15 protein-coding genes are annotated in these 14,005 nt (G+C 67.1%); 9 read left to right on the plus strand and 6 right to left on the minus strand.

What is annotated here, in order from left to right:
- Positions 1 to 36 precede the first annotated feature (36 nt).
- Together ASE83_RS03455 and hisI are read right to left on the minus strand one after the other, a co-directional pair.
- The gene (locus ASE83_RS03455; protein WP_055783882.1) at positions 37 to 510 is read right to left on the minus strand and encodes a hypothetical protein; all 474 of its coding nucleotides are present in this window, start codon (positions 508 to 510) and stop codon (positions 37 to 39) included.
- Positions 507 to 866: a phosphoribosyl-AMP cyclohydrolase gene (hisI, locus tag ASE83_RS03460; protein WP_055783883.1), complete on the minus strand. Its 360-nt coding sequence runs from the start codon at positions 864 to 866 to the stop codon at positions 507 to 509. Before hisI ends, ASE83_RS03455 begins: the two co-directional genes overlap by 4 nt.
- 114 nt (positions 867 to 980) lie before the next feature.
- Between hisI and purF the strand changes: the two genes are divergently transcribed.
- From purF to ASE83_RS03475, 3 genes are all read left to right on the plus strand, one after another.
- Positions 981 to 2,438 (plus strand): amidophosphoribosyltransferase, encoded by a 1,458-nt coding sequence (purF, locus tag ASE83_RS03465; protein ID WP_055783884.1) that lies wholly within the window; start codon positions 981 to 983, stop codon positions 2,436 to 2,438.
- Positions 2,435 to 3,142: an SDR family NAD(P)-dependent oxidoreductase gene (locus ASE83_RS03470; protein WP_055783885.1), complete on the plus strand. Its 708-nt coding sequence runs from the start codon at positions 2,435 to 2,437 to the stop codon at positions 3,140 to 3,142. Before purF ends, ASE83_RS03470 begins: the two co-directional genes overlap by 4 nt.
- Before the next feature lie 256 nt (positions 3,143 to 3,398).
- The gene (locus ASE83_RS03475; RefSeq protein WP_200921804.1) at positions 3,399 to 3,779 is read left to right on the plus strand and encodes a hypothetical protein; all 381 of its coding nucleotides are present in this window, start codon (positions 3,399 to 3,401) and stop codon (positions 3,777 to 3,779) included.
- Positions 3,780 to 3,953: 174 nt separating this feature from the next.
- On the opposite strand, the gene ASE83_RS03480 is transcribed toward ASE83_RS03475, so the two are convergent.
- The 4 genes from ASE83_RS03480 to ASE83_RS03495 form a co-directional block, all read right to left on the minus strand.
- Positions 3,954 to 4,646 (minus strand): prolyl hydroxylase family protein, encoded by a 693-nt coding sequence (locus tag ASE83_RS03480; protein WP_055783886.1) that lies wholly within the window; start codon positions 4,644 to 4,646, stop codon positions 3,954 to 3,956.
- A gap of 147 nt (positions 4,647 to 4,793) precedes the next feature.
- The gene (mce, locus tag ASE83_RS03485; protein ID WP_055783887.1) at positions 4,794 to 5,207 is read right to left on the minus strand and encodes a methylmalonyl-CoA epimerase; all 414 of its coding nucleotides are present in this window, start codon (positions 5,205 to 5,207) and stop codon (positions 4,794 to 4,796) included.
- A 135-nt stretch (positions 5,208 to 5,342) separates the two neighbouring features.
- A complete protein-coding gene (locus tag ASE83_RS03490) occupies positions 5,343 to 6,869 on the minus strand; it encodes an acyl-CoA carboxylase subunit beta (RefSeq protein WP_055783888.1) in 1,527 nt (508 codons plus the stop codon).
- A gap of 76 nt (positions 6,870 to 6,945) precedes the next feature.
- Positions 6,946 to 7,743: a DODA-type extradiol aromatic ring-opening family dioxygenase gene (locus tag ASE83_RS03495; protein ID WP_055783889.1), complete on the minus strand. Its 798-nt coding sequence runs from the start codon at positions 7,741 to 7,743 to the stop codon at positions 6,946 to 6,948.
- 103 nt (positions 7,744 to 7,846) lie between these two features.
- Here ASE83_RS03495 and ASE83_RS03500 point away from each other — a divergent pair, with 103 nt between their 5' ends.
- The 6 genes from ASE83_RS03500 (at position 7,847) to ASE83_RS03525 (ending at position 13,972) form a co-directional block, all read left to right on the plus strand.
- Positions 7,847 to 8,389, plus strand: a complete 543-nt coding sequence (locus ASE83_RS03500; protein WP_055784450.1) for a (2Fe-2S)-binding protein — start codon at positions 7,847 to 7,849, stop codon at positions 8,387 to 8,389.
- Positions 8,390 to 8,495: 106 nt separating this feature from the next.
- On the plus strand, positions 8,496 to 9,485 hold the full coding sequence (locus ASE83_RS03505) for an RcnB family protein (RefSeq protein ID WP_055783890.1): 990 nt from the start codon (positions 8,496 to 8,498) through the stop codon (positions 9,483 to 9,485).
- A gap of 118 nt (positions 9,486 to 9,603) precedes the next feature.
- Positions 9,604 to 10,380, plus strand: coding sequence for an enoyl-CoA hydratase-related protein (locus ASE83_RS03510; protein WP_055784452.1), 777 nt, complete (start codon positions 9,604 to 9,606; stop codon positions 10,378 to 10,380).
- Positions 10,381 to 10,428: 48 nt separating this feature from the next.
- Entirely contained in the window at positions 10,429 to 12,558 is a 2,130-nt protein-coding gene (gene scpA / locus ASE83_RS03515) for a methylmalonyl-CoA mutase (protein WP_055783891.1), read from the plus strand.
- Complete coding sequence (gene bioB / locus ASE83_RS03520) at positions 12,555 to 13,595, plus strand: biotin synthase BioB (protein ID WP_055783892.1); 1,041 nt, start codon at positions 12,555 to 12,557, stop codon at positions 13,593 to 13,595. The genes scpA and bioB overlap by 4 nt, the downstream gene beginning before the upstream one ends.
- On the plus strand, positions 13,586 to 13,972 hold the full coding sequence (locus ASE83_RS03525) for a lysozyme inhibitor LprI family protein (RefSeq protein WP_055783893.1): 387 nt from the start codon (positions 13,586 to 13,588) through the stop codon (positions 13,970 to 13,972). Before bioB ends, ASE83_RS03525 begins: the two co-directional genes overlap by 10 nt.
- Positions 13,973 to 14,005 lie beyond the last annotated feature (33 nt).

The raw sequence follows: 14,005 nt of genomic DNA on the forward strand, positions 1-14,005 counted from the left end.
CCGCCTGCGCGGGGATATGCTCTTTTCGGAAAGGCGTTACCCGCACAATCCCCGCCCGGCCGGATCGCGCAGCGCCGCCGCTTCCGACGCGCTCTCGCTCAACCGGTCGAACCGCAACCCGGAGAGTGACGCCCGCCCCCGGCACGCCGCCTCGCACCCTGCCGGCAACGCCCCGGGGAAGCGAATCGCATCGCCATCGAATGCCGTTTCGAACGCGCAGTCCTTGCCCAGTTCGACCCGCATCCGCTCGCCGTCGCGGGTATAGCGTCCGCGCGCGCTGCATCCATTGGCCTCGCCATAGTCGACGAACGCGCCGATCCTTCGCGCCGTCACGCACAGCCGGTCGCCCTCCCGCGCATACAGCCCGACCGGCTGGGCCGTCGCCGCATCGCGTACCACGCCGCGTGCGATCGCCGCCTGTTCCAGCGCGGCCCCTTCCGGCTCGGGCGAAGGCGCATCCCCTTGCGAACAGCCCGCCAGCAACAGCAGCGCCGCCGCCCAGCCCCTCATGCCACCGGCACCAGCCGATCGCCCTCGATCCGGCGAAAGAAGCAACTGTCCGCCCCGGTATGGCACGCCGGCCCGGCGGGGACGCAGCGGACCCACAGCGCGTCCTGATCGCAATCGATCCGCACCTCGACCACGCGCAGGACGTTCCCCGACGTCTCGCCCTTCTTCCAGATCGCCTGCCGACTCCGCGACCAGAAGGTCGCTTCTCCCGTCTCGATCGTCAGCCGCAGCGCCTCGGCATTCATATGCGCCACCATCAACGGCGCGGCCGTATCGGCATCGACGCACACCGCCGTCAGCAGTCCGTCGGCGTCATATTTGGGGTTCAGGGTCAGGCCGGTATCGCGCGAAGTCATGCGCAACCCCTATCGCCGATCATGGTTCCGCCGCAATCGACGATCAAAGGGCGACAAATCGATTCAGCCTACCTATATGGCAGCCGCGTGACACGCTTATCCCCGGAAGGGCCTATGTTCACCACCCACCCATTCGACGACGACAAGCTGCGCGAGGAGTGCGGCATCTTCGGTGTTTCCGGCGCGGACGGCGCTGCGGCGCTCGTGGCCCTCGGCCTCCACGCGCTGCAACACCGGGGCCAGGAAGCGGCCGGCATCTGCAGCTGGGACGGGGCGATGTTCCATACCCAGCGTGCGCAGGGCCATGTCGCGGGCAATTTCGACCGGCCGGAGGTGATCGAATCACTGCCCGGCGCGACCGCCTGCGGCCATGTCCGCTATTCGACCACCGGCGAAACGTCGAACCGCAACATCCAGCCGCTCTATGCCGAACTGGCGTCGGGCGGGTTCGCGGTGGCGCATAACGGCAACCTTTCCAACGCCATGCGGCTGCGCAAGGATCTGGTGCGCACCGGATCGATCTTTCAGTCGACCAGCGACACCGAAGTCATCATCCACCTGGTCGCCACGTCCAACTACCGGACGCTGCTCGACCGGTTCATCGATGCGCTGAAGCAGGTCGAGGGCGCCTATTCGCTGATCTGCATGACGCCCGAGGGGATGATCGCCTGTCGCGATCCGCTCGGCATCCGTCCGCTGGTGATGGGCAAGCTCGGCGACGCCTATATCTTCGCGTCGGAAACCGTCGCGCTCGACGTGGTGGGGGCCGAGTTCGTCCGCGAGGTCGAACCGGGCGAGCTGGTCATCATTTCCAACGGCGAACTCCGCTCGATCCGGCCGTTCGCGCCGCTCAGCCCACGTCCGTGCATCTTCGAATGGGTGTATTTCTCGCGCCCTGATTCGATCAGCGAAGACCGGTCGATCTATTCGGTGCGCAAGGCGATCGGTGCCGAACTGGCGCAGGAAAATGCGGTCGAGGCCGATCTGGTCATCCCCGTGCCCGATTCGGGGGTTCCCGCCGCGATCGGCTATGCGCAGGCATCGGGCATTCCGTTCGAACTGGGCATCATCCGCTCGCACTATGTCGGCCGCACCTTCATCCAGCCGGGCGACAAGGTCCGCCATCTGGGCGTGAAGCTGAAGCACAATGCCAACCGCAAGCTGATCGAGGGCAAGCGCATCGTGCTGGTCGACGATTCGATCGTGCGCGGGACCACCAGCCTGAAGATCGTGCAGATGATGCGCGATGCCGGCGCGGCCGAAGTGCACATGCGCATCGCATCGCCGCCCACGCGCCATTCGTGCTTCTACGGCGTTGACACGCCCGAACGCGCGAAGCTGCTGGCGGCGAAATATGATCTGGCCGGGATGACCGACTATATCCAGGCCGACAGCCTTGCCTTCATCTCGATCGACGGCTTGTACCGCGCGCTCGGCGAAGCCAACCGGACCGCGGTCCGCCCGAAATATTGCGACGCGTGCTTCACCGGCGATTATCCCACGCCGCTGACCGATCAGGATGAAACCAGCTCGGTCGACCAGTTCGCGGTTCTGGCCGAACGGGTCGGATGAGCGAGCGGTTGAAGGGGCAGCTGGCGCTCGTCACGGGCGCCAGCCGGGGGATCGGTGCCGCCACCGCCGTCGCGCTGGCGGCGGAGGGCGCGCATGTCATCCTGACCGGGCGGACGACCGGCGGGCTGGAAGAGGTCGAGGATGCGATCTACGCGGCGGGCGGTTCGGCCACCATCGCGCCGATCGACCTGTACGACCTGACCGCCGTTCCGCAGCTGGTGTCGGCCATCGCCGAACGCTGGCGCGCGCTCGACATGCTGGTGCTGAACGCCGGTGCGCTCGGCACGTTGGGACCGGTGCCGTCGTTCGACCTGAAGGAGTTCGACAAGGTGATAGCGCTGAACGTCACCGCCAACGCCGCGCTGATCGCCGCCTTTTCGCCAATGCTGCGCCTCGCGCGCAGCGGCCGCGTGATCGGCGTCACCTCGTCGGTCGGGGCCGCCCCGCGTGCCTATTGGGGCATGTACGGCGCGTCGAAGGCCGCGTTCGACAACATCATCGCCAGCTATGGGCTGGAGATGGCGAACATCTCGCCCGTCCGCACCGCCATCGTCGATCCGGGTGCGACCCGCACGAAGATGCGCGAGCGCGCCTATCCCGGCGAGGACCCGCAATCGGTGAAGCCGCCGGAGCGGGTGGCCGACGCGATCCTTCGCCTGATGGCGGACGGTTTCGACAGCGGAACCCGCATCCGCGTCGACTGATGGCGGTTCGATATCGCTAAAATCAAACGTCACCCCAGCGAAGGCTGGGGTCTCCCGGTGACAGCGTACAGCAGGACCAGCACGAGACCCCAGCCTTCGCTAAGGTGACGCCCCTGTCGATTGCCCATTACGGCACCGTTCGCGCAAGGTTCCTGACCTCAACAAAAACAAATAGTTGGGTTCGGCCGGGGCCGGCTCTGACCTCGCTCGTTGTCCGGCCGCTGCATCCGCAGCGAGCCGTTCGAGGAGCCTTCACATGGCCGTTAAATTCGCCGGAACGATGAACGCGATCAATCGTGGACTGGACGAGACCAAGCCCGCCAAGGGTGCGACGATGATCGAGGATTGGGAAGCCGCGCTGGCCGACACCGACGTACCGGGTGCCAAGGGAATCCTGCGCGACCTCGCCTCGCTGCGCAAGCAACTGGAAAAGGACGCGCCGGACAGCGACCGGGTCCATGACCTGCTCCACCGTCTGGGCGCCGCGACCACTAGGATCGCCGAGAAGTCGGAAAAGTCGCAGGACAAGCTGCGCGCCCTTGGCGAGGCGCTGACCGAAGCGGGCGAGGAATCCCCCGACGAGGACGATGACACCGAAGCCGCCGCCGCCCCGAAGCGGGCGCGCAAGAAGGCGTAACCGGCAGGGCGGCAGGCAGTCTCCGGACGGCCTGCCGCCTTTCCACTTTCCTACAACCACCCCGCCAGCCAAAACCGTCACCCTGGGTTTGACCCGGAGTGACATGGTGTATGGGGAGGTAACGTAGCGACACGAAACCGTGGCAAGTGTGAACTTAGTGAACTTTGGCCGCCATCACGGCTCGATGGTCGGGGTCCATGGCCGCTCGCGAAACCACTTGGTAATGATGTATTTGGTCCCTTCGACCACCGCCATGCCCTCGTGCAGCGTGGCGAGGTTGGGGCTGCCATCGGGGTTCATGTTGTTCCACGCGATCAGCATCCCCGGCCGCGGATTGAACCGCACCCCGGCCTGCGGAAACCACGTCGCGCCGCCCTGTTCGACCTCGTTCAGATAGACCATCGCGGTCCATGTCCGCTGCCCGCCCTGCACCGCCATTGACGCCCAATAGGGTTCGTTCTCGTTGAAATAGTCGTTATGCGCCCGGAACTGCTGCCCCGGCGCATAGCGCTGGCCCTGCATCGTCTCGCCATGCTCCGGCGGAATGCCCAGCAGGTGGGCGATCTTCTCGTCGATCGGTTGCAGCAACGGATGCCAGCGGTCGAGGTCGCAGCTGTCGCTGGTCCGGAAATTGGGATCGTCGGTCGTGGTCAGCAAGGTCGATTTGCGGCGACCGGCATCGATTGTCGCCATCAGCATGTCGCACTCGTCGTCCGACAGGAACCCGGTCAGCGCGAACAGCACCGCACCCTCCGTCTTGGCGCGGCGGATGCCGGGGACGGCGCTCAAGGTCGCTTCGACCGACCGGCCCCACTCGGCCCGGACGGGGGAGGGACCACCGGGTGCTTTACGGACAGGCGTATTCATGGCGCGCGTTCAACCAGATAGGGGGAGGAGTGTCGAGGGGGCACCCGTCATTCCGGCGAAGGCCGGAATCCATTGTGTCGGATGTCATCGGCTCCATCGAAACCGTCCGCGACCATGGATCCCGGCCTTCGCCGGGATGACGGTGGATCAATGCTCCGGCGTCTCCATCAACTCGACCAGCACGCCGCCCATGTCGCGCGGATGGACGAAGATGATCGGCGTCCCATGCGCCCCGATCCGCGGTTCCCCCAACACCCGCGCGCCCTTGGCGACCAGCCCGGCGACGGCGGCGTGGATGTCCGCCACCTCGAAGCACAGATGATGCTGCCCGCCCGCCGGGTTCTTCGCCAGAAACCCGGTGATCGGCGAGCGGTCGTCATACGGCTCGATCAGCTCGATCTGCGTATTGGGCGCGTCGATGAAACAGACCTTCACCCCCTGCGCGGGCAGGTCGAACGGTTCGCCGATCGCTGTTGCGCCGAGCAACTCGCGATACATCGCGATCGACGCCGCGATCGACGGGGTGGCGACCCCCACATGGTTCAATCGGCCAATGGTCATACATCCTCCTCGGTACGGGGAGGGGGACCAGCGAAGCTGGTGGAGGGGGTGCACCCCGCCGTGCAACCGTGGTGGAGCAGGACGCCCCCCTCCACCATCCTGCGGACGGTCCCCCTCCCCGTGCCGGGGAGGATCTCACAGCGGAATATTGTCATGCTTCTTCCACGGGTTTTCGAGTTGCTTGTTCCGAAGCTTCCTTAGCCCCAGCGCCACCCGCCGCCGGGTGGAATGCGGCAGGATCACCTCGTCGATGAACCCCTTGCTCGCCGCGACGAACGGGTTGGCGAAGCGCGCCTCATATTCCGCCGTGCGCGCGGCCACCTCGGCCGGGTCCTTCGAGCGGAAGATGATCTCCACCGCGCCCTTCGCGCCCATCACCGCGATCTCGGCGGTGGGCCATGCATAGTTCAGGTCGCCGCGCAGATGCTTCGACGCCATCACGTCATAGGCGCCACCATAGGCCTTGCGGGTGATGACCGTGATCTTGGGCACCGTCGCCTCGGCATAGGCGAACAACAGCTTGGCGCCATGCTTGATGATGCCCGAATGCTCCTGCCCCACGCCCGGCAGGAAGCCCGGCACGTCGACGAACGTCACGATCGGAATCTCGAACGCGTCGCAGAAGCGCACGAACCGCGCGGCCTTCTTGGACGAATTGATGTCGAGGCACCCGGCCAACACCATCGGCTGGTTGGCGACGACGCCAACCGTGCGCCCCTCGATCCGGCCGAAACCGATGATGATGTTGCCGGCATGGGACGGCTGAAGCTCGAAGAAGTCGCCATCGTCCAGCGTCCGCACGATCAGCTCGTGCATGTCATAGGGCTGGTTGGCGCTGGGCGGGATCAGCGTGTCGAGGCTGGGTTCTATGCGGTCCCACGGATCGTCGCTCGGCCGGGTCGGCACCCCGGTCCGGTTGCTGGCGGGCAGGAAGTCGACGAAGTCGCGCGCCGCCAGCAGCGCCTCGATATCATTCTCGAACGCGCAGTCTGCGACCGACGACTTGGTGGTGTGGGTGACCGCGCCGCCCAGTTCCTCCTGGGTCACGACCTCGTTCGTCACCGTCTTCACCACATCGGGACCGGTCACGAACATGTACGACGAGTCCTTCACCATGAAGATGAAGTCGGTCATCGCCGGGCTATAGACCGCGCCGCCCGCGCACGGTCCCATGATGAGCGACAATTGCGGGACCACGCCGCTGGCCAGCACGTTGCGCTGGAACACCTCGGCATAGCCGCCAAGCGACGCGACGCCCTCCTGGATGCGCGCACCGCCCGAATCGTTCAGCCCGATGACCGGCGCGCCGACCTTCATCGCCATGTCCATGATCTTGCAGATCTTCTGCGCGTGCCGTTCCGACAGCGACCCGCCGAACACGGTGAAGTCCTGGCTGAAGACATAGACCAGCCGGCCGTTGACCGTGCCCGATCCGGTGACCACCCCGTCGCCGGGGAACACCTGATCCGGCATTCCGAAATCGACGCAGTTATGTTCGACATACATGTCGTATTCCTCGAACGACCCTTCGTCGAGCAACACGTCCAGCCGTTCGCGCGCGGTCAGCTTGCCCTTGGCATGTTGCGCCGCGACCCGCTTTTCGCCGCCACCGGCACGGGCCGCCGCGCGACGCTGTTCCAGCGCTTCGAGTGCTTCGAGCATCGTCTCTCCTTGGCCCGTTGGTCGGGCGTTTCCGCCCTTGTGCCAGCAGGAAGGGGCGAAGCGCAATATTCTTGCGTCACCCGAAGCGATAGCCCGACACGACCCACCCCATGACGACATCGCGATAGTCGCGGACGGCTTCATCCTCGCCGCCTGCTCCCAATGCCACCATCAACGGCAACAGATGCTCGGCCTCCGGATGCGCGAAGCGGGCGTGGGGGAAGCTTTCCCAGCTTGCGACCCGCTTGGCCCGCGCGGTCGGGTCGGGATCGGTCGCGGCGGCCGTCAGCGCCGCATCCCATTCCTCCGCGATCGGCGTGACCGAAGGCCCCCGTGCGCGCAGATTGTGGAAGCTCATGCCCGACCCGACGATCAGCACGCCTTCGTCGCGCAGCGGCGCCAGCGCGCGTCCCATCGCGATGTGCGCAGCCGGATCGAGCGAGCGCTCGAGGGACAATTGCACCAGCGGGATGTCGGCATCGGGCATCGCGACCATCATCGGAATGAAGACGCCGTGGTCCCAGCCGCGCTCTGCCTCTTCGCCGGTCGCGAATCCTGCCTCCTCCAGCAGCGTCGCCGCCCGCCGCGCCACGTCCGGCGCCCCGGCCGCGTCCCAGCGCAAGTGGTAAGTGTGTTCGGGGAAGCCGTAATAGTCGAACAGCAACGACGGTCGCTCACCGACATGGACGGTCGACCGATCCGCCTCCCAATGGCCGGACACCATCAGGATCGCCCGCGGCCGCTCCGGCAGCGAATCGATCAGCCCGGCCAGATAGGCCTGCATCGGCCGCCACAGCGGGTCGGGCGCCGCGCCGGGGTTCATGAAGAAGCAGGGACCGCCGCCATGCGGCACGAACAGGGTGGGGAGCGTCATGGCCGATAGGTCGCGCCTCGACCCGCCGGACTCAAGGCCGTGCATGGAAACGACGCGTTTCGGCTTGGCGTCCTACGGCGATGCCCCCTACAAGGTCGCCCGCATGAGCCGCTTCACCGTCAACAACCTGCCGCAGGAATATCGGCTCGACCCGGAAACGCCGCTGCTGTGGGCGCTGCGCGACGTGTCGAACCTGACCGGCACCAAATATGGTTGCGGCACCGGGCATTGCGGGGCGTGTACCGTCGATGTCGACGGCCGCGCGGTGAAGTCGTGCCAGGTGACGATCGGCAGCCTCGAAGGCACCTTCGTCACCACGATTGAGGGGCTGGCCCGCGACCGCAGCCATCCGGTACAGGCCGCGTTCCTGGCGGCGCAGGTCGTGCAATGCGGCTTCTGCATTCCCGGCTTCGTCATGGCGACGGTCGCGCTGCTGCGGCAGAATCGGAACCCAAGCGAAGCGGAGATCGCCGCCGCGCTCAACCATCTGTGCCGCTGCGGCATCTATCCCCGGCTGATCGATGCGGTGCGACAGGCGGCCGCCGCCGCGCGCGGCGATGCGACGCTGGCACCCCCGCCGCGCCCGGGCATCGACCGCGCAGAGGCCGCGCGCGAGACGCCCGCGCTGACGCCGCCGACGAAGTAGCCGATATTCTTTCAATTGGCTGTCACCGCCATTCAGCCACGGTTGATCGCGACCGTAATAAACCGCATCCATCGTAGCCGGCGACATCCGGCGGTGGAGGCAGACAATGAAGAGCCGTTTCTTGCTGGCCCTGTTGAGCGTGTCGGCGCTGGTCCCGACGGCGGCCATGGCACAGGCCGAGCCGGAGTTGCGCGGGCCGCGCGGTCGCGAGCGGATCGAACGTTCGCCCGGTGGCGAGATGCCCGGTGCCCGTGCCGAATTCCGCAGCGACATCCGCGTCGAAGCGCCGCAGCCGCGCCCCGAACGTCCGCGCATGGAGCAGCAGCGCAACGAGCCGCAGCGCGGCGGCGACGCACCCCGCTGGCAGGAGCGCGGTGACCGCGGTGACCGTGGCGGTTTCGACCGGCCGCGTCCGGTGCGGGACGCCGACGGGCAGGTCGACCGCGAAGCGCTGCGCCGCGACTGGCAGCAGGGCAATCGTGGCGATCGCGGTTGGCGGCCGGAGCCGTCGCCCGCGCCGCGCCCCGACCGCGGTTACCGCACCCCGCCGCGCGATGCACAGGGACAGATCGATCGCGAGGCGCTGCGCCGCGACTGGCCGCGCACCGATGGCCGGGGCCAGCTCGATCGTGACCGCCGGGAGCAGTGGCGTCGGGAGCAATGGCGTCGCGAGCAGCAGAATGGCGGCTGGGATCGCAATACCCGCGACCGCGACTGGGGTCGCGACGACTGGAACCGGGGCGACCGTGACTGGAACCGGGGCAACCGGTGGGAGCGTGGCGGACAGTGGGATCGCGGCTGGCGTCGTGACGACCGCTACGACTGGAGCCGGTACCGTCAGCAGAATCGCGGCCTTTACCGCCTGCCGCGCTACTATGCGCCGTCGGGCTGGGGCTATGGCTATCGCCGGTTCGGCGTGGGCGTGACGCTGAATTCGTTCCTGTTCGGATCGAACTACTGGATCAACGACCCCTTCTATTATCGCCTGCCGGAAGTGTGGGGGCCATATCGCTGGGTGCGCTATTACAACGATGCGCTGCTGGTGGATGTCCGTTCGGGCCAGGTGGTCGACGTCGAGTACGACATTTTCTGGTAAGCCTGCCGTTACGGCCTGGGTGTGCGCGGCGGGGGCAACTCCGCCGCGCTTTCGTTTGCGCTGGCAATCGCCGGCCAGCTTCCGCAAACCGTATCAAAAGATACGGGAGAGCGATTCGATGGCAGGCGATATCCGGGTGGCGCGCGACGGCGACGTGCTGCGCATCACGCTCGACCGGCCCGACCGGCTGAATGCCGCGCCGCCGGCGATGTTCGATGCGATCCGCGATGCGCTTGCCCGTCTCGACGGCGCGCGGGCGGTGTTGCTGACCGGGGCAGGGCGCGCCTTCTGCTCGGGCGCGGACGTCATGGCGGCGCTCGGCGGCGATGACGCCCCCGCCATGACCCATGCGGCGCTCACCAACCACTATAACCCCACGCTGCAGGCGATCGCCGACCTGCCCGTGCCCGTCGTCAGCGCGGTGCGTGGCGCGGCGGCGGGGATCGGGTGCAGCCTCGCGCTTGCCGCCGATTTCTGTGTCGCGGCCGACGATGCCTATTTCCTGCAGGCCTTCGTCAATATCGGCCTCGTCCCCGATGGCGGGGCGAGCTGGATGCTGCCGCGCCTGATCGGCCGCGCGCGTGCCGCCCGGATGATGATGCTCGGCGAACGCGTGGCCGCCGCCACCGCGCTCGATTGGGGCATGATCCACGCCGTCGTCGATGGTACCGCGCTGGAGGACGAGGCGATGGCGCTCGCCCGGCGGCTGGCGGCGGGGCCGACCGTTGCGCTCGGCCTGATGCGTCGCAACCTCGCCTACGCCCTCGACCACGATTATCCCGCCGCGCTGGTGCAGGAGGCGGCGGCGCAGCGCACCGCCCGCGCGACCGGCGATGCGGTCGAAGGCGGCACCGCCTTCCTCACCAAGCGTACACCGCGTTTCTCCGGAGCCTGACATGACCCGCCTCGACTTGACCCCCCGTCCGGCGATAGGGACCATGCGATGACCGGCCCGACCCTCGACGATTGGCAGAAGCTCGCCGCGCGCGAGGTGAAGGACGCCGACCTGACCTGGAACACGCCGGAGGGGATTGCGGTCAAGCCGCTCTACACCGCCGCCGACGCACCCGATCCGGGCCTGCCGGGCTTCGCGCCGTTCACGCGCGGGGTGAAGGCGTCGATGTATGCCGGGCGTCCCTGGACCATCCGCCAATATGCCGGCTTCTCGACCGCCGAGGAATCGAACGCCTTCTACCGCCGCAACCTCGCGGCCGGGCAGAAGGGACTGTCGGTCGCCTTCGACCTCGCCACCCATCGCGGGTACGACAGCGACCATCCGCGCGTGGCCGGCGATGTGGGCAAGGCCGGGGTCGCGATCGACACGATCGACGACATGAAGATCCTGTTCGACGGCATCCCGCTCGACACCATGTCGGTCAGCATGACGATGAACGGCGCGGTGCTGCCGTGCCTCGCCTTCTACATCGTCGCGGCGGAGGAGCAGGGCGTCGGCCCGGAGAAGCTGTCCGGCACGATCCAGAACGACATCCTCAAGGAGTTCATGGTCCGCAACACGTACATCTATCCGCCCGAGCCATCGATGCGGATCGTGTCGGACATCATCGCCTATACCGCCGAGCATATGCCGCGCTTCAATAGCATCTCGATCAGCGGCTATCACATGCACGAGGCCGGGGCGACGGCGGTGCAGGAACTGGCGTTCACGCTGGCCGACGGCATGGCCTATGTCCGCGCGGCGCTGGAGCGGGGGCTGGACATCGACGCGTTCGCCGGGAGGCTGTCCTTCTTCTTCGGCATCGGCATGAACTTCTTCATGGAGATTGCGAAGCTGCGCGCCGCGCGCACGTTGTGGAGCCGGATCATCGCCGATTTCGGCGGCAACGCCCGCAGCCAGATGCTGCGCACCCATTGCCAGACCAGCGGCGTGTCGCTGACCGAGCAGGACCCGTACAACAACGTCGTCCGCACGACCGTGGAGGCGATGGCCGCGACCTTCGGCGGCACCCAGTCGCTCCACACCAACTCGCTCGACGAAGCCGTCGCCCTGCCGACCGACTTCTCCGCCCGGATCGCGCGCAATACGCAGCTGATCCTGCAGGAAGAGACGGGCATGACCCATGTCGTCGATCCGCTGGGCGGCAGCTATTATGTCGAGGCGCTGACGAAGGAACTGGCTGACAAGGCATGGGCGCTGATCGAGGAGGTCGAGGCAGCGGGCGGCATGATCGACGCCGTGAACTCGGGACTGCCCAAGGAGCATATCGAACGCGCCGCCGCCGCCCGGCAGGCGCGGGTCGACCGTGCCGAGGACGTCATCGTCGGCGTCAACAAATACCGGCTGGCGGAGGAAGACCCGATCGACATCCTCTCGATCGACAATGCCAAGGTCCGCGCCGACCAGATCCGCCGCATCGAACGGGTCAAGGCCGAGCGGGACGAGGCCGTGGCACAGGCGGCGCTGACCACGTTGCAGGATGGCGCGCGGGGGCAGGGCAACCTGCTGGCATTATGCGTCGCTGCCGCCCGCGCCCGTGCGACGCTGGGCGAGATGTCGGCGGCGATGGAGGTCGCCTTCGGTCGCCACGCCGTGTCGGTGACGCCGGTCAAGGGTATCTACGGCCCGGCCCATGCCGATGATGACGGCTGGCTGCGCGCTGGAGAGGGCGTCGCGGCCGTCGAACGTCGCATGGGGCGCAAGCCCCGGATGCTGGTCGCCAAGATGGGGCAGGACGGCCATGATCGCGGCGCGAACGTCGTCGCCAGCGCCTTTGCCGATCTCGGCTTCGACATCGTATCCGGCCCGCTGTTCCAGACGCCTGAGGAAACCGCGCAACTGGCGATCGCCGAAGGGGTCGATGTGGTCGGCGCCTCCAGCCTTGCCGCCGGCCACAATACGCTGATCCCCGAACTCATCGCGCGCTTGGGCGACGCTGGCCGTGGTGATATTCGCGTGATTGCCGGCGGGGTGATCCCGCCGCAGGATTATGCGCTGCTCCGCGATGCCGGGGTGGCGGCGATTTTCGGACCGGGCACCAACCTGGTCCATGCGGCGGCGGAGGTGCTGAAACTGCTTGGCCACAACCTGCCGCCGGTTGGAGAGACTGTGGAATGAATGTGATTGCGTCTGTCGAAGCTGCCCCGGCAATCGGAACGGGCGAGGTCCGCACCGATTGGACCCGCGCGGAGATCGCCGACCTGTTCGACCTGCCGTTCAACGAACTGATGTACCGCGCCCAGACCGTCCACCGCGCGCACCATGCGGTCGGCCAGGTCCAGCTCTGCACTTTGCTCTCGATCAAAACTGGCGGCTGTCCGGAGGATTGCGGCTATTGCTCGCAGTCGGCCAGCGCCGATACGCAGCTCAAGGCCGAAAAGCTGATGGACGTCGACGCCGTGCTGGCGAGTGCGGCCGAGGCGAAGGCCGCCGGATCGCAGCGCTTCTGCATGGGTGCTGCGTGGCGCAACCCCAAGGACCGCGACATGGACAGGATCGTGGCGATGGTCGAGGGCGTGGCCGCGATGGGCATGGAAACCTGCATGACGCTGGGCATGTTGACGCCGGATCAGGCGCAGCGGCTGGGCAACGCGGGCCTCGATTATTACAATCACAATATCGACACTTCGCCCGAAAACTACGCCAACGTCATCACGACGCGCAGCTTCGACGACCGCCTCGATACGCTGTCGCATGTCCGTGAAGCGGGTATCAACGTGTGCTGCGGCGGTATCGTCGGCATGGGCGAGACGCGCGGCGACCGCGTCGGCTTTGTCCACGCGCTCGCCACGCTGCCGCGCCACCCGGAAAGCGTGCCGGTGAATGCGCTGGTTCCGGTCAAGGGCACGGTGCTGGGCAACATACTGGCCGACACCCCGCTGGCCAAGATCGACGACATCGAATTCGTCCGCACCGTCGCCGTAGCGCGCATCACCATGCCGCTGAGCATGGTCCGCCTGTCCGCCGGTCGCGAAAGCATGTCGGATGCGACGCAGGCGATGTGCTTCATGGCGGGCGCCAATTCGATCTTCACCGGCGACCGGCTGCTGACCGCCGGCAATGCCGGCGACGACGCCGACGCGGCGCTGCTGGCGAAGCTGGGCATGACGCCAATGGTTGGGGAAGAACCGATGCGGAAGAGCGGATGCTGCTGAGCCTGCTGCTCCTGGCCGATGCGGTGGGCGGTAATTGCGCCAAGGCCCCGACCCAGGTCGCGGCGGACCGTTGTGCCGAATCGGGCTGGCAGGTCGCCGACCGGGACATGAGCCGCGAATGGCGGGTAGCGCGGTCGGCGATGCAGGCGCGCGACGCCCGCGATCCGACCCGCGGCGGCGGTTTCGGCTATGCCGCCGCGTTGCTGGAGAGCCAGCGGGCGTGGCTGAAATTTCGCGATACGCAATGCGTACTCGAAGGCGGTGTCAATGGCCGCAACGCCGATGGCGGCGACGCCCGGTCATTGGTGCGCTTTGCGTGCATGGAACGTATGACGATCGCGCGGACACAGGCATTGCGCCACTTGCGCGGCGGTTGACGCTGACCCCGAAAACACGGGGCAGACAAGGAG

Source organism: Sphingomonas sp. Leaf32, from assembly GCF_001421765.1.
Classification (GTDB): Bacteria; Pseudomonadota; Alphaproteobacteria; order Sphingomonadales; family Sphingomonadaceae; genus Sphingomonas.

Excerpts from the sequence above, each read along its gene's own strand:
- ASE83_RS03455 (WP_055783882.1), bottom strand. The coding sequence starts at position 510 with ATGAGGGGCTGGGCGGCGGCGCTGCTGTTGCTGGCGGGCTGTTCGCAA.
- hisI (WP_055783883.1), bottom strand. The coding sequence starts at position 866 with ATGACTTCGCGCGATACCGGCCTGACCCTGAACCCCAAATATGACGCC.
- purF (WP_055783884.1), top strand. The coding sequence starts at position 981 with ATGTTCACCACCCACCCATTCGACGACGACAAGCTGCGCGAGGAGTGC.
- ASE83_RS03470 (WP_055783885.1), top strand. The coding sequence starts at position 2,435 with ATGAGCGAGCGGTTGAAGGGGCAGCTGGCGCTCGTCACGGGCGCCAGC.
- ASE83_RS03475 (WP_200921804.1), top strand. The coding sequence starts at position 3,399 with ATGGCCGTTAAATTCGCCGGAACGATGAACGCGATCAATCGTGGACTG.
- ASE83_RS03480 (WP_055783886.1), bottom strand. The coding sequence starts at position 4,646 with ATGAATACGCCTGTCCGTAAAGCACCCGGTGGTCCCTCCCCCGTCCGG.
- mce (WP_055783887.1), bottom strand. The coding sequence starts at position 5,207 with ATGACCATTGGCCGATTGAACCATGTGGGGGTCGCCACCCCGTCGATC.
- ASE83_RS03490 (WP_055783888.1), bottom strand. The coding sequence starts at position 6,869 with ATGCTCGAAGCACTCGAAGCGCTGGAACAGCGTCGCGCGGCGGCCCGT.
- ASE83_RS03495 (WP_055783889.1), bottom strand. The coding sequence starts at position 7,743 with ATGACGCTCCCCACCCTGTTCGTGCCGCATGGCGGCGGTCCCTGCTTC.
- ASE83_RS03500 (WP_055784450.1), top strand. The coding sequence starts at position 7,847 with ATGAGCCGCTTCACCGTCAACAACCTGCCGCAGGAATATCGGCTCGAC.
- ASE83_RS03505 (WP_055783890.1), top strand. The coding sequence starts at position 8,496 with ATGAAGAGCCGTTTCTTGCTGGCCCTGTTGAGCGTGTCGGCGCTGGTC.
- ASE83_RS03510 (WP_055784452.1), top strand. The coding sequence starts at position 9,604 with ATGGCAGGCGATATCCGGGTGGCGCGCGACGGCGACGTGCTGCGCATC.
- scpA (WP_055783891.1), top strand. The coding sequence starts at position 10,429 with ATGACCGGCCCGACCCTCGACGATTGGCAGAAGCTCGCCGCGCGCGAG.
- bioB (WP_055783892.1), top strand. The coding sequence starts at position 12,555 with ATGAATGTGATTGCGTCTGTCGAAGCTGCCCCGGCAATCGGAACGGGC.
- ASE83_RS03525 (WP_055783893.1), top strand. The coding sequence starts at position 13,586 with ATGCTGCTGAGCCTGCTGCTCCTGGCCGATGCGGTGGGCGGTAATTGC.